The sequence below is a fragment of the Solidesulfovibrio alcoholivorans DSM 5433 genome (genome assembly GCF_000702665.1).
In the GTDB taxonomy this organism is placed as follows: Bacteria; Desulfobacterota; Desulfovibrionia; order Desulfovibrionales; family Desulfovibrionaceae; genus Solidesulfovibrio; species Solidesulfovibrio alcoholivorans.
Map to the genome: position 1 here is coordinate 188,073 of NZ_JNJA01000001.1, position 13,766 is coordinate 201,838.

The following is a 13,766-nucleotide window of genomic DNA, read 5'->3' on the forward strand; positions in this document are numbered from 1 at the left end:
CCCGAAGGAAGCGGCCGGCGGCCCCGGCAGCATCCCGCGCCCTTGCCATCGGCCGGCGCGTGTGGCACCTCGCCCGAAAAACAAGCGAGGTCCCACCCATGGAATACCTGCCCGTCAAACGCGCGCTTCTAAGCGTCACCGACAAGTCCGGCCTGCCCGAACTGGCCCGGTTTCTCTCCGCTGCCGGCGTCGAACTCGTGTCCACGGGCGGCACCCGCAAGCAACTCCTCGACGCGGGCCTCCCCGTCACCTCCGTCAGCGACGTGACGGGCTTCCCCGAGATCATGGACGGCCGCGTCAAAACCCTGCACCCGGCCATCCACGGCGGCATTCTCGCGGACAAGGACAACCCCGGACACCTCGCCACCATCGCCAAGCACGGCATCGCCGCCTTCGACATGGTGGTCGTCAACCTCTACGCCTTCGGCAAGGCGCTCGAAAAAGGCCTGCCGCTGGCCGAAATGATCGAGCAGATCGACATCGGCGGCCCCACCCTGCTGCGGGCCTCGGCGAAAAATTTTGGCAGCATCCTCGTCGTGCCCGACCCCGCCTTCTACCCCGAGGTCATGGACGCCTTGGCGCAAAACGCCATGAAGGCCCCCCTGCCCCTGCGCCAGAAAACCGCCGCCGCCACCTTCCGCGCCACGAGCACCTACGACGACGCCATCGCGACGTACTTGGCGAACGCGTAGGGGGGAGAAGGGGAAGAGAGAGGCAGGAGAGAAGAGGCCTCCGGCGGCCGGGGGGATAATCCCCCCCCGGCCCCCCTTGGCGGGAATAGGGAGGAAGCCATGGCAATCGCGATTGTGCTTGCGCAGCCGCTCAATGCGGCAAGCCGGCGTTTGGCCGAAGAATTGGCCGCGCCGCTGGGGGGATTTCTCCACCTCGACGACATCGCACCGGCCGACCGGGACGCGGCGCTGGCCCGGGCCCGGGTGGTCATGGCGTTCAAGCCCCTGCGGGAATTGGGCGACGCCCTGGGCCGCCTCGGCCCGGGACAACTGTTGCAGATCGTCTCGGCGGGCCTCGACGACCTGCCCTTCGACGATCTGCCGCCCGGGCTCGTCGTCGCCGGCAATTCCGGCGCGTTCGCCCGCCCCATGGCCGAGCACGCCCTGGCCATGATCCTGTGCCTGGCCAAGCGGCTGCGCGAGGAAGACGCGGCCATGCGCCGGGGCGAGTTCAACCAGATGGCCCCGAACCTGCTCCTTGCCGGCAAGAAGGCCGCGGTGCTCGGACTCGGCGGCGCGGGCAAGGCCGTGGCCAGGCTCCTGGCCGCGCTTGGCATGGAGGTCTTCGCGCTCAACACCTCGGGCAAGACCGACGAACCCGTTGCCTTCGTCGGCACGCGCGACGCCCTGGACGCGATCCTGACTGACGCGCAGGTCGCGGTCCTCACCCTGCCCTACACCCGGCTCACCCACGAACTGATCGGCGCGCGGGAACTGGCCCTGCTGCGCCCGGACGCCATCCTGGTCAACGTGGCCCGCGGCGAAATCCTTTCCCAGGGCGCCTCTACGCGCATCTGCGCGCGCACCCCGCATTCCGGGCCGGCCTGGAATCCTGGTGGGTGGAGCCCATGCGCCACGGCCGCTTCGAACTGGCCTTCCCCTTCCTCGACCTGCCGAACCTCCTGGCCAGCCCCCACAATTCGTTCAACGTGCCCGAATGGCAACGCCTGTGCCTGGAAGGCGCTTTCGCCAACGCGGGCCGCTTCCTGCGCGGCGAGGCGCTCACGGGCGTCATGCGCCCGCAGCTGCACCGCATCTGAGGCGCAAAGGCCCCCTTCACGCCACGGCGCAAAACATGCTTGCGCCCATGCGCTGCGTCGCTGTGGCGGCGGCTGCCTGGTAGCCGGCCAGGGCCTGGCGGCGGCGCAGGGGGCTTGACGCGGCATCGTCCGTGCGTTGCGCCGCGTTGCCGGAATCCTGCAACAGGGCCGTTGCCGCGGCGGCGTCCAGGGCGTCGGCGAAGGAACTTTGCGCCGAAGCCCCGGAGAGGTCGAATTCGTAGTCCGTGGCCGAGTAGCTGACGGAAAAGGGGCCGAAGGAGAGCGTGGCGTCGCGGGTGATGCGTTTGCCGCCGACCTGCGGCGCGCACGGGGCCAGACGCGAGGATTCGCGCTGGTAGGCCGAGGCGGCGGTGACGGCGGCAATGGGGGCCATGGGCGCACTCCGGGCGCAAACGCGCCGCAAAGGGAAGCGCGAGCATGCCTGCCCTCGCGGCCCCGCACGGCGGGGACCGGCTCCGTCCATGGAGGTAAGGACTTTTTATGTAACCAGCCCGCGTCACCATGGCAAGGGGCGCGGCGGCGGCGGTTACGCCGTGAAGCAGCCGGCGAGCCTGCCGTCGTTGTCCAGGATGGCACGCACCTCGCCCAGGCAGTCGCGAAGCGACAGCACCGTGAAGAAATCGTCCTTGACGCTCGGCGCGCGCTTGACGGCCGCGAGCCATTCCTCGCGGGAAAAGGGATCGGCGCGGACGGCGTCGAAAAAGCCCGTGGCCGTAAAAAGCCGGGCGAGCGCCTCGGTCTGCTGGCCGCCTTGCAACCGGCTCACGACGTAGCCCGCCACGCCGACTTGCAGGCCGTGGAGCCGGGGGCGGGCCGCAGCAGCGTCCAGGGCGTGGGAAATGAGGTGTTCCGAGCCGCTGGCCGGGCGCGAGGAGCCGCAGATCTCCATGGCGATGCCGTTTAACATCAGCGCCGTGCCGAGCAGTTCCATGCCCTTGGCGTCGAAGCTCGGGTTGTCCATGAACTGATGCACGGTGGCGTCGGAGAGCAGGGCGGCGAGGTCGTCCACGGCCTCGCCCCGGTGGTGGAAGGCCAGTTTCCAGTCGAAGACCGCGGTCAGCTTGGAGGCCAGGTCGCCCACGCCCGAAAGCCACAGGATGCGCGGGGCCGAAAGGCATATGTCCGTATCGATGACCACGCCCTGAGGCAGGGCGGCGGCCAGGGAGCGCCGCGTCCCGGCCATGGTCAGGCTCGACTGCGGGCTGCAAAAGCCGTCGTTGGAAAGGGACGTCGGCGCGGCGAAATAGGGAAGCCGCGCCAGGAAGGCCAGGTACTTGGCCATGTCGAGCGCCTTGCCGCCGCCGATGCCGACCACGGCGGCGACCTTCTTCGGCAGGGCGGCGAACGCGGCGGCCGCGTCCTCGAAGCGGTTGTCCGCCGCCTCGCTCCAGGAAACGGCCTCGATGCCCTCGCCGGCCAGCCCGGCCCGCGCCGTCGCGAGCACGGCCGGCGGCAGGCCCTGGCTGACCAGAACCACGACGCGGCCGAGCCCGGCCCGGCGCAGGTAGATGCCCAGGCGCGCCATGGCCCCGGGTTTGATGCGCACGAGCCCGGGCACGGAAATCGTCTTCATGACGCGCCTCCCCGCCCGAGGAGCATGGCCGCGATGTCCGACCAGGCCGTGAACCCGCAATACCCCTCGCCGCGCTCGCGTAGCGCCCCGGCGAGGTCGCCCCGCGCGAAACGCCGCCCTGCCGGCACAAGCAGCGCGGCCGGCAAGTCGGCGAACCCGTCGCCGGCAAAGGCCACCGTTCGCACCCGACTCATGGCGTCACGCACCACGGCCGCCTTGTCCACGCCCGTCCCGGGGCAGGTGAAGGGCGACGGCGGCGGCGCATCCATGACCAGCGGCCCGCCCGGCAGGTATTCCCCGGGGTTGGCGTAGACGCGAAGGCGCACCCCCGCCCCGTCGAGCAGGCGGCGGATGTACCAGTCGCAGCCGGCCGAGGCCACGACCACCTCCCAGCCGGCGGCATGCAGCCGAGCAAGGGCCGCGGGCAGCCCGGGATCGAGTCCCATGTCCGCGACCACGGCCAGCGCCGCCGCTTCCGGGGCGCGGATGCGGGAAAAAATGGTGCGCAGAGCCTCGAAATGGGTCATCCGCCCGGCGAGGTACTCCTGCCACGGGGCCAGGGCGTCCGGCGGCAGCAGGCGCGCGGCCGCCAGGGAATAGAAGTCCTCGGCGGTCATGGTGCCGTCGAAATCGCTGACCAGTACGGCGTCGGGCATGCATCCGTCTCCGTGCGTTGGATGTTGCGCAGGCTTGAGGCGCGGCAAAGCTCCTCGGCTTTGCCTGACATAAGCCGAAACCGCCCACGAGGCCAGCGACGATTGCGCCAAGGCGCGGCGACGCCCTTGCGCGGCTTGACCGGCCCGGACAGGGAGGTATTGTGGAGCATCGCCCCTGCCCTTTTGGAGGACGCCATGGAGCAATGCGACCTGCCCCGCCCGCCGAGCCGCCTGGACCGCATCCGCAAAGTCCTGCCGCGCGTGCTGCCGTTTTTGACCTGGTGGCCCATGGTCAACCGCCGCACGCTGCGGGCCGACCTCTGGGCGGGCCTGACCGGCGCGGTGATCGTGCTGCCGCAGGGCGTGGCCTTTGCCGCCATCGCCGGCCTGCCGCCGGTCTACGGCCTGTACGCGGCCATGCTCCCGGTGGTCGCGGCCGCATTGTTCGGCTCCTCCCACCACTTGATCTCCGGCCCGACCACGGCCATTTCGCTTGTGGTCTTCGCCACGGTCAGCCAGCTCGCCGTCGCGGGTTCGCCGGAATACATCCGCCTCGTGCTGGCGCTGACGGTGCTCGCGGGGCTGGCGCAACTGGGGCTCGGCCTGGCGCGGCTCGGAGGGCTCGTCAATTTCGTCTCCCACTCCGTGGTCACGGGATTCACCGCCGGGGCGGCGGTGCTCATCGTCACGAGCCAGCTCGGGCATTTCTTCGGCGTGACCCTGCCGCGCGGCGGGGAGTTCCTGGAGACGTGGTGGGCGTTTTTGCAGCAGACTCCGGCGATCAACTGGCGCGTGGCGGGCATCGCCGCCGCGACCCTCGGCCTTGCCCTCGGCATCCGCCGGCTGTGGCCCAGGGCCCCGGCGCTGCTCCTTGCGCTTATCGGCGGCAGCATCGTGTGCCAGTTCCTCGACGGCGCGGCGCACGGCGCCAAGCTGGTGGGGGCGCTGCCGGCCAGCCTGCCGCCCTTCTCCCTGCCCGAAGTCGATCTGGAAACCTTCCGGGTGCTCTTTCCCGGAGCCCTGGCCGTGGCCATGCTGGGGCTGGCCGAGGCGGTGTCCATCGCCCGAGCCGTGGCCGTGCGTTCGGAGCAGCGCATCGACAACAGCCAGGAGTTCATCGGCCAGGGGTTGGCCAACATCCTGGGGGGATTTTTTTCCGGCTACGCCTCGTCGGGGTCGTTCACGCGCACGGGCGTCAATTTCGAGGCCGGGGCCAAGACGCCCCTGGCGGCGGTCTTTTCGGCCGTTTTCCTGGCCGCGGTGCTGCTGTGCATCGCGCCGGTCACGGCGTACCTGCCCATCGCGGCCATGGCCGGGGTGATCGTGCTGGTCGCGGCCAATCTGGTCAACCCGCGCGCCATCCGCCACATCGCCACCACGGACAAGGCCGAGGCCGGCATCCTGGCGACCACGTTTCTGGCCACGCTCTTCGTCGGCCTGGAATTCGCGCTCTACGCCGGCGTCATGCTGTCGCTGCTGCTCTACCTGCGCCGCACCAGCCACCCGCACTTCATCACCCTGGCCCCGGACCCGGCCTCACCCCACCGTTCGCTGGTCAACGTGCGCCGCCGGCCGCTTCCCGAGTGTCCGCAACTCAAGATCCTGCGCCTGGACGGCTCGATCTTCTTCGGCGCGGTCAACCACATCGCCGAGGAGCTCCACCGCATCGTCCAGGACAGTCCCGAACAGTGCCACATCCTCATCATCGGTTCGGGCATCAACTTCATCGACGCCGGCGGCTGCCACATGCTCTTCCACGAAGCCGGCTCCCTGCGCCTGTCCGGCCGGGAAATCTTCTTCTGCTCGCTCAAATCGGAAGTGATGGCGCTGCTGACGCGCGGCGGCTGCCTGGCGCGCATCGGCGCGCAAAACGTCTTTCGCGACAAGGCCTCGGCCATCGCCGGCATCATCGCGCGCCTGGACCCCGAACGCTGCGCCTGCTGCCGCGAACGCGTCTTCGCCGAATGCGCGTTCCGCCCCGGCGGCGAGGCCGCGGAATAAGCGGGAGAAGACGAGGGAGACGAGGAAGGAGGGGGAGAGAGGGGATGACAGGGGAAGAATGCCTCCGGCGGCCAGGAGGGGCCGGGGGCCCCGCCTGGACCACCCCGCAAGGGGCGGCTCACCCTCCTGGGGCTTTCGGAGGCGCCTCGGCGACCGGGGGCGCGGCGGCGCGGGGCGCGAAATGGCGGCCCATGAGCAGGGCGATGAAGACCACGAGATAGACCTGCCCGATCAGCGCCTCGTAGGCAGCCAGCATCCGGGCCATGTCCGACACCGGGACCACGTCGCCGAAACCGGCCGTGGTCAGGGTGGCGACGCTGAAATAATACAACGTGACGGAGGGATGCGGGCCAAGGCCGCCTTCCGGGCCGCGCACCGCGCCCGGCGTGGCCAGGCAGGCCAAGGCATAAAGCTGGGTCCACAGGGCGGCCATGAACATGAAGACGATGATGCCCGCCATGATGTTGTCGAAGGGCATCTTGCGCTGCCTGAACAGCCAAGTCAGCATGAAGACGATGAGCAGCAGGTCGAAAACGCTGCTGCACACGAGCGTCGTGCAAAGCAGCGTCGGGCTTTCGCCCAGGAAATTGGCCACGGCCCCGACCAGGGCGAGGCTCCCTGCGGTCAGGATGCAAACGGAGAGCGCGTTGCGCTGGCCAAGCAACAGGAAGCCGGCCATGTACAGCACGAGCAGGAACATCGGGCCAAAAAGCACGCCCCGACCTTCGTCCAGGGGTACCGTGAGCAGATGCGCGGTGAAAATGATGCCGAGGGTGAGGCTGTGCCGGTTGGCGAGAATCGCGGCCAGGACGGGCCGCTCGCGGACATCGAACGTGGGGGGCAGGAGCAGGTGGTCCATGCCGGGAGGGCGTCAGCCTTTGCCGGAGGCCTTCTTCTGGCAGTCCGGACAGATGCCGTACAAGTAGAGCTTGTGGGCGGTCAGGCGGAAGCCGTGTCGCCGGGCCACCTCTTCCTGGAGGCGTTCGATGGCGGGGTCCACCACTTCGACGTTGACGCCGCAGGATTCGCAGATGAGGTGGTCGTGGTGGCTCTGGCCGTAGAGGATCTCGTAGCGCATGGCCCCGTCGCCGAATTCCACGGCCTTGGCCAGTCCCGAGTCGGCCAGGAGCTTCAGGGTGCGGTAGACGGTGGCCTGGCCGATGGAATCGTATTCGCGCTTGACCTTCTGGTAGAGCTCCTCGGAGGTGACGTGCCCTTCCTCGCTCAGAAAAACCTCCAGTATCCTGCGGCGCTGGGGGGTCATCTTGAGCTTCTTTCGGGCGACGAAATCGGCGAATATGGCGTTCGGATCCTTGCTCATGCGCGCGTCCCGTGGAACATAATTACCCACAATACCCCATCTGGTCGGCCCCGGTCAATGCGGCCCGGCCAGGGCCCACCGCGTCGCCGTCCGGTCCCGTTCAGGCCGCGGCCCGGCGCACGGCCGCGACCAGCGTCGGCACGTCCAGGATCAGGGACATGGTGCCGTCGCCGTTGATCGTGGCCCCGGAGATGCCGGCGATCGAACCGATGTAGCTGCCGAGGCTCTTGATGACCGTCTGCTGCTGGCCCATGACCTCGTCCACGGCGATACCGGCCCGTTCGCCCTCGAAACGCGTGACCACCACCTGTTCGATGGCCGGCGGCTCGCCGGCAAGTTCAAAGGCCTCGCGCAGCCGGATGTAGGGCACGATCTCGCCGCGCAGGTGGATGGTGCGTCCCCGGCCGGCTTGCGTTCCCTCGTCCCGGGGCAACTCCACGCATTCTTCCACCAGGGACAGGGGAATGATGTACTGGTCCTCGCCGGCCTTGATCTGCAGGCCGTCGATGATGGCCAGCGTCAGCGGCAGCTTGATGGTGATGCGCGAGCCCTTGCCGAATGTGCTCTGGATGTCGATCTTGCCGCGCAACGCGTCCATGCTGCGCTTGACCACGTCCATGCCCACGCCGCGCCCGGAGACGTTGGTGATCTTCTCGGCCGTGGAAAAGCCGGGCAGGAAGACGAGGTTGTAGATTTCGCTTTCGGTCAGGCGCACGTCGGACGCAATGAGCCCCTTTTCCTCGGCCTTGGCCCGGATGCGGTCCGGGTTCATGCCCCGGCCGTCGTCGAGGATGGACAGCACCACCTCGCCGCCGGCGTGCTCGGCCGAGAGCACGATGGTGCCCGTCTCGGGCTTGCCCGCGGCCAGGCGCTCGGCCGGCGGCTCGATGCCGTGGTCGATGCTGTTGCGCAAAAGATGCACCAGCGGATCGTTGAGCTGCTCAATGACGGTCTTGTCGAGTTCGGTCTCGCCGCCCTCGGTCACGAGCTCGATGGACTTGCTCATCTCCGAGGACAGGTCGCGCACCAGGCGGCGGAAGCGGCTGAAGGTCGTGCCGATGGGCAGCATGCGGATGCCGAGCGTGTTGTCGCGCAGTTCGTTGGAAAGCCGTTCGATCTCCTCGGCCACGCTGGTGAGCGCCGGATGGGCCAGCCCCGAAGCCAGCTGCGTGAGCCGCGCCTGGGCGATGACCAGCTCGCCGACGAGGTTGACGAGATCGTCGAGCTTGGCCGCGTCCACGCGCAGGCTCTGCATGGCCTCCTTTTTGGCGGCTTGCGGCTTTTTCGCCTCGGCCGGCGCGGCAGAAGCGGGCGCGGGTTTGGCCGCGGCAGGGGGCGCGGCAGGCACCCCGGCAGGAACGGACGGGACCGCGGCCGCGACAGGCGGCGGGGCCGCGGGGCAGGCGCCGAGCACGTTGGCCGACGTCTCCACGGCGCAGCCGTCGCAGGCCTCGATGCTCACGTCGTCGGGATTTTCCAGAAAACAGAAGACGTCGCGCAGGGCGTTGGCGTCCACGACGGCGGTTTCACCCACGGCGAGCAGGGCCTCGAAGCGCAGCAGGCAGTCCTGCGGGGAAAGCAGCGCCAGGTCCGGCACGTCGGCCAGGTCGCAGCGCACCGCGAGCTCGCCCATGGCCCGCAGCTCGTCGAGCAGCGCCAGGGGATCGGACTTGCCCAGGTGTCCGGGATCGGACGGGGCCAGACGGATGCGCCAGGTCCGGGTCTGACCGCTTCCCGTGGCCGGAGCTGGCGCGGAGGCCGGCGCGGGCGCGAAGGCGGCCGCAGGCGGCGGGGACGGGGCGGCCGCTTCCGGGGCGGACTCGGGAGCGGAGATCTCGTCTCCCGGCAGATCGGGGTTTTTCAGCAGATCCTTGAGCCGGGCGGAGAGCTCGTGGTCCTCGACGGCGTCTTCCCCGCCGTTGGCCAGCATGGCCGAGAAACGGTCCTTGGCCGCGAACGAGACGTCGAGCAGGGCCTTGCCCACGCACCGCCAGCCGGTGCGCACCTGGTCGAAGAGCGATTCCAGATCGTGGGCGAGGCGCACCACGGTCGAGAGGCCGAACATGTCGCAAGCGCCCTTAATGGTATGCACGGCCCGGAAGATGCGGTTGACCGTGTCCATGTCCCCGGGACTGTGCTCCAGCTCAAGCAGAGCGCCGTCCAGTTCGGCAAGGTTTTCCATGACCTCTTCCTGGAACAGCGTACGCATCTCGTCATTGACGGCCATCAAGGACCTCCCGGTCCGGCGCGGGTCGCGCCTTCTTCCGTTTCTCCCGCGTCGGCGCAGCCGGCGCAACGGTCATTTTTCTTTCTCGCGGACGTACCTGTCCCTGCGCTCAGGATGCGAAGAGCAGCCCCGCCGGCAACCCGATCGCGGCCAGGGACTCCGGCGTGATCCCGGCGCGCCGGGCCGTCACCGCAAGCGACGCCGGCGGCGTGCCGGCATGGGACAGGGGCAGCCCCCTGGCGGCGAAAGTCCGGCCGGCGGAGACCAGCACCTGGAGCAGGGCCAGATCGGCCGCCATACCCGGGGCGAAATCCAGGGCCACGCCCGCGCCGTGGGCAAGCCCGGCAAGCAGCGCCTCGCGCGCGGCCGCCGCGTCGGCCGGGGCGTTCGCGGCAAGGCGCAGCGTCGCCCCGGCGCCGGCGACGCGCAGCACGAACGGCCCGTAGGCCTCTTCGCCCGCGGCGACCTCGCCCGGCTCCGTCGCGGCCTGCGCCCCGGGCGCGGCGTCGAGCGCGGACAGGTCCACGGGATGGATGCGGGACGGATCGAGGGCGAACAGGTAGCTGACGATGTCGGGCTCCACGATGGAGGCGAACAGCACGTAGAACGGAATGCGGTTGACGGGCGGCGCGTCCAGGTCGCCCACGGCGGCGAGTTCCATGCGGCAGTCGACGATCATGCCGCTCGACTCCATGGTGTTGATCACGTCAAGGGGCGTCTTGCCCCGGGCCTGGACGTCGTGGATGAGGTCGTATTCCACGAGATAGAGGTTCTTGCCGCCGGAAACGCCCTGGCGCAGGCTCAGGGCGTCGATGGAAAAGACGACTTCGCCGCCGGGCAGGGCGATGGGGATGACGTCGGCGGCCTTGGCGCGCTGCTCCGGGGCAAGGTGCTCGGCCGTGAGCCCGGACAGGTCGGAGAGCAACTCGGTGATGTCCTCGCCGTCACTGGCCGGGCCCATCTCCACGAGCGCCAGCAGCCTGTCGAAGCCGGCCAGGAGCTGGTTGACGACGCGGGTGTCCGGGGCGACCTCGCGGCTGCGCACCATATGCAGGAGGTTTTCGAGCTTGTGGGACAGGTCCCGGATGTTGTTGAGATTAAGGAATCCGGCGCCGCCCTTGATGGAATGCGCGGCGCGGAAAACCTTGTTGACGAGCTCCTCGTCGATGTCCTCGCCGCCGCGCTCCATGTCCATGAGCGCCGACTCGATGTCGGCGAGATGTTCGCGGGTGTCCTCCACGAACATGGCCATGATTTCGTCGTCCATCTGGTCCATGGCGCTCCCCGGCCTTGCATCGCGTCGCCGCACGCCCCGTTGCGCAGAGCGCGGGCGGCGCGGGTTAGAGGAAATTCACTGGTGCGTATGTGCTGCTGCGGGCGCGGCGTCAGGCGGTTTCGACCTGGAAATGCTTGTCCAGGCGCATGGTGCGCAAAAGCGCCGCGAGGTCGGCGTTGACGTGGCGCAGGACGAGCCGGCCGCCCTTTTTGCCGAGGCTGTTGTGCACGGCGATGAGCAGACCGATACCCACGGAATCGATAAGCTCCACGCGTGACAGGTCGATGACCACCGGGCCGTCGCCGGACTGGAGGATCTCCTTGAACCGGGCGCGGAGTTCATCCGCGGCCGAGGCCACGATGTCCCCGGCCGGGCTCACGATGGTTTGTCCGTCCTCGATGCGAATGTCGTGCATGGGTGTGCTCCGGGTGTCGTTTTCCCCGTCGCCGGGGGGAGCGGCCGGGCCGCGCAGGCCGGCCACGGCCTTGGTCAGGGTGACCTCGTTGCCGGACGCGTTGAAACGCACGTCGTCGGCGTACAGCGTCAGGATGGTCAGGCCCCGGCCGCTGGTGGCCTCGGGCGGGGCGAGGTTGGACAGGCCCGAGCGCCAGTCGAAGCCCGTCCCCTGGTCGGCCACGGTCAGGGTCAGCCGGCCCTCGGCGGCGCGGACCTCCAGGGTCACGGCGCGCAGCGGATCGCCGCGGCTGCCGTGGAGCACGGCGTTTAGAAGCGCCTCGCGCAGCAGCAGCTTGACGTCGAACAGGGTGCCGCCGGCATGCTGGGCCTTGAGAAAGCCCACGGTTTCGGCCACCGCCCGATCCAGAAGCGTCAGGTCGGCGGAAAAGCGGAAGGCCAGGCCGCCGGGGAACGTCTGGATTTCGTACATGGCCGTCATACCTCGATGCCCATGAGCACCAGATCGTCCTGGGGCTTGCCGCCCCCGGTCATGGCTTCGGCCACGGCGGCCACGGCGGCGTCAAGGGGCTGGGCCGCGACCTTGCGACAATGCGCGACCAGGGCCGTAAGCCCGGCTCCCCGGGCCATCGCCCGCGGGCCAAAGCGTTCGATGAGGCCGTCGGTATACAGATAGAGGCGGTCGCCGGGCGTAACCGGCTGTTCCAGGAAGCCGCACTGCACGGTCTCGAAAACGCCGAGCACGTCGCCCGCGGCGGCGAGCACCGTGGCCGCGCCGTCCGGCGAGACCAGGACCGGAGGCGGATGCCCGCCGTTGACCAGGGTCAGGCGCCCCCGCTTGCGGTTCAAACAGACCATGGCCGCGGTCAGGTGCTTGCCGTCGCGCAGGAGCGTCGCCAGCACGCTGTTGATGTTCTTGAAGGTTTCAAGCGGCGTGAAGAGCGGGCCGGTGTTCTGGCGCAGCAGGGCCTTGAGCGAGGAGGTGACGAAGGAGGCCCCCAGGTCGTGGCCCGAGATGTCGGCCACGAAATAGCCCGTCACCGTGTCCGTCCAGGGAAACACGTCGTAGAAGTCGCCGCCGGCCTCGAGCACCGGCACGTAGCGCACGGCGAATTTCGCCTCGGGCAGGTCGGCCGGGGAAACCAGGATGGACTGCTGGGCGTCGCGGATCTGTTCGAGCTTGGCCGCCTGTTCGGCCAAAAGCGCCCGCAGGCCGCGGCGCAGGCGGATGTGGATCTTGACCCGGGCCAGGACTTCCTCCCGGGCAAACGGCTTGGTGACGTAGTCCACGGCCCCCAGGCGCAGGCCCTTGACCTTGTTGTCCACGTCGTCGAGCCCGGAAATGAAGATGATGGGGATGTCCGCCGTGGCCGGATCGGCCGTGAGGCTTTGGCAGGTGTCGAACCCCGACTCGCCGGGCATCATGATGTCGAGGATGATGAGGTCGGGCTGTTCGCGCGCGGCGAGTTCGCGCCCCTTCGCCCCGGAATCGGCGCGAAGCGGCACGAAGCCGGCGTCCTTGAGCATCCAGGCCAGGGTCTCGACGTTGATCAGTTCGTCGTCGACGATGAGGATGCGCGGGGGGCTGGCCGGGGCGTGCGGGCTCCTGGTCACGGAGTGTTCCATTGCATTCGTACCGGATCGCTGCGCGGCCGGAAGGGGGCGGCCGGCCAGGTTCTTGGAAACGCGTTGCATTCAAGCCTGCCAGCCAGTATGACGTTTTCCGGGGCGATTGACAACGCGGCCGGGCATGATTTTTCATGGCGCGCCCCTTCCGACGGCCAGTTTGGCGCAAGGTACGATTATTTATGAGCAACATTTTGGAATCCCTGAAAAAATATCACCGGGAACTCGGTGTCGTGGCTATCTGGTTCACGAGCCTTTTGCCGGGTGTCATCGTGTCGTTGCGCAAGGGCGACCCCTGGCACGCCACCGTGGTGGTCATCTTCATCCAGCTGCTGGCCTCCTTCGGGTCCATCACACTCTTCGGCGTGATCACCCAGATCATCTGCTACAAGTACATCGAATCCGTCGAAATCCACGACCGCATGATGGACGGCCTGTTCTTCGGCTTCCACGCCGGCATGGTCATCTGGATCTGCTACGGGTTCTTCCACATCCTTTTCGGCCGCAAGATCATCGGCAACGTCAACGACCTGGTGTCCATCTTCGGCATCAGTTGCATCGGCAGCTGCATCCTCGGCATCGCCATCGGCTTCCTCGTCGGCAAACTGCGCGACAACAACGCCACCATCGTCTGAGGATAATCAGACGGGGAGATGCCTCCGGCGGCCAGGAGGGGCGCGCCCCTCCTGGACCTCCTTCCCGAAATGACGCTGCGCGGCAATCCGTCACGGGAGTCCAGAGGGCGCAAGCCCTTTGGCCGCCGGAGGCGTCCACCCCGACCTTCCGAACTTTTTGGAGAGACGCCATTTCCGCCAAGGTTCAAGGCAACACCGTCGGGCTCAAGCCCAGCCAGTTAAAGGCCCTGGAGCGCCTGGGCGCC

The 13,766-nt window shown here is 68.6% G+C and carries 13 protein-coding genes; 4 read left to right on the forward strand and 9 right to left on the reverse strand.

Going from position 1 to position 13,766, the window contains the following annotated elements:
• Positions 1–98 precede the first annotated feature (98 nt).
• Together Q368_RS0100810 and Q368_RS23650 are read left to right on the forward strand one after the other, a co-directional pair.
• Positions 99–692 (forward strand): IMP cyclohydrolase, encoded by a 594-nt coding sequence (locus tag Q368_RS0100810; RefSeq protein WP_029456835.1) that lies wholly within the window; start codon positions 99–101, stop codon positions 690–692.
• A gap of 99 nt (positions 693–791) precedes the next feature.
• Positions 792–1,889, forward strand: a complete 1,098-nt coding sequence (locus Q368_RS23650) for an NAD(P)-dependent oxidoreductase (RefSeq protein WP_052359951.1) — start codon at positions 792–794, stop codon at positions 1,887–1,889.
• On the opposite strand, the gene Q368_RS0100820 is transcribed toward Q368_RS23650, so the two are convergent.
• From Q368_RS0100820 to Q368_RS0100830, 3 genes are all read right to left on the reverse strand, one after another.
• The gene (locus tag Q368_RS0100820; protein ID WP_029456836.1) at positions 1,788–2,165 is read right to left on the reverse strand and encodes a hypothetical protein; all 378 of its coding nucleotides are present in this window, start codon (positions 2,163–2,165) and stop codon (positions 1,788–1,790) included. The two genes, Q368_RS23650 and Q368_RS0100820, sit on opposite strands and share 102 nt — an antisense overlap.
• A gap of 153 nt (positions 2,166–2,318) precedes the next feature.
• Positions 2,319–3,365: an iron-containing alcohol dehydrogenase family protein gene (locus Q368_RS0100825; protein WP_029456837.1), complete on the reverse strand. Its 1,047-nt coding sequence runs from the start codon at positions 3,363–3,365 to the stop codon at positions 2,319–2,321.
• Entirely contained in the window at positions 3,362–4,021 is a 660-nt protein-coding gene (locus Q368_RS0100830) for an HAD-IB family phosphatase (protein ID WP_029456838.1), read from the reverse strand. Before Q368_RS0100830 ends, Q368_RS0100825 begins: the two co-directional genes overlap by 4 nt.
• Positions 4,022–4,216: 195 nt before the next feature.
• Between Q368_RS0100830 and Q368_RS0100835 the strand changes: the two genes are divergently transcribed.
• Positions 4,217–6,022, forward strand: a complete 1,806-nt coding sequence (locus Q368_RS0100835; protein ID WP_084158654.1) for a SulP family inorganic anion transporter — start codon at positions 4,217–4,219, stop codon at positions 6,020–6,022.
• 118 nt (positions 6,023–6,140) lie between these two features.
• Here Q368_RS0100835 and Q368_RS0100840 read toward each other — a convergent pair whose 3' ends face one another.
• The 6 genes from Q368_RS0100840 to Q368_RS0100865 form a co-directional block, all read right to left on the reverse strand.
• Entirely contained in the window at positions 6,141–6,881 is a 741-nt protein-coding gene (locus Q368_RS0100840; protein ID WP_029456840.1) for a potassium channel family protein, read from the reverse strand.
• A 12-nt stretch (positions 6,882–6,893) separates the two neighbouring features.
• Positions 6,894–7,343 (reverse strand): Fur family transcriptional regulator, encoded by a 450-nt coding sequence (locus Q368_RS0100845; RefSeq protein ID WP_029456841.1) that lies wholly within the window; start codon positions 7,341–7,343, stop codon positions 6,894–6,896.
• Between the two features lie 100 nt (positions 7,344–7,443).
• Positions 7,444–9,570 (reverse strand): chemotaxis protein CheA, encoded by a 2,127-nt coding sequence (locus Q368_RS0100850; protein ID WP_029456842.1) that lies wholly within the window; start codon positions 9,568–9,570, stop codon positions 7,444–7,446.
• Positions 9,571–9,679: 109 nt separating this feature from the next.
• Positions 9,680–10,846: an Hpt domain-containing protein gene (locus tag Q368_RS0100855; RefSeq protein WP_029456843.1), complete on the reverse strand. Its 1,167-nt coding sequence runs from the start codon at positions 10,844–10,846 to the stop codon at positions 9,680–9,682.
• A gap of 109 nt (positions 10,847–10,955) precedes the next feature.
• Positions 10,956–11,741: an ATP-binding protein gene (locus Q368_RS0100860; protein WP_245611251.1), complete on the reverse strand. Its 786-nt coding sequence runs from the start codon at positions 11,739–11,741 to the stop codon at positions 10,956–10,958.
• A complete protein-coding gene (locus Q368_RS0100865) occupies positions 11,738–12,874 on the reverse strand; it encodes a PP2C family protein-serine/threonine phosphatase (RefSeq protein ID WP_245611252.1) in 1,137 nt (378 codons plus the stop codon). Before Q368_RS0100865 ends, Q368_RS0100860 begins: the two co-directional genes overlap by 4 nt.
• Before the next feature lie 194 nt (positions 12,875–13,068).
• Here Q368_RS0100865 and Q368_RS0100870 point away from each other — a divergent pair, with 194 nt between their 5' ends.
• Entirely contained in the window at positions 13,069–13,521 is a 453-nt protein-coding gene (locus Q368_RS0100870; RefSeq protein WP_029456846.1) for a hypothetical protein, read from the forward strand.
• Positions 13,522–13,766: the final 245 nt, after the last annotated feature.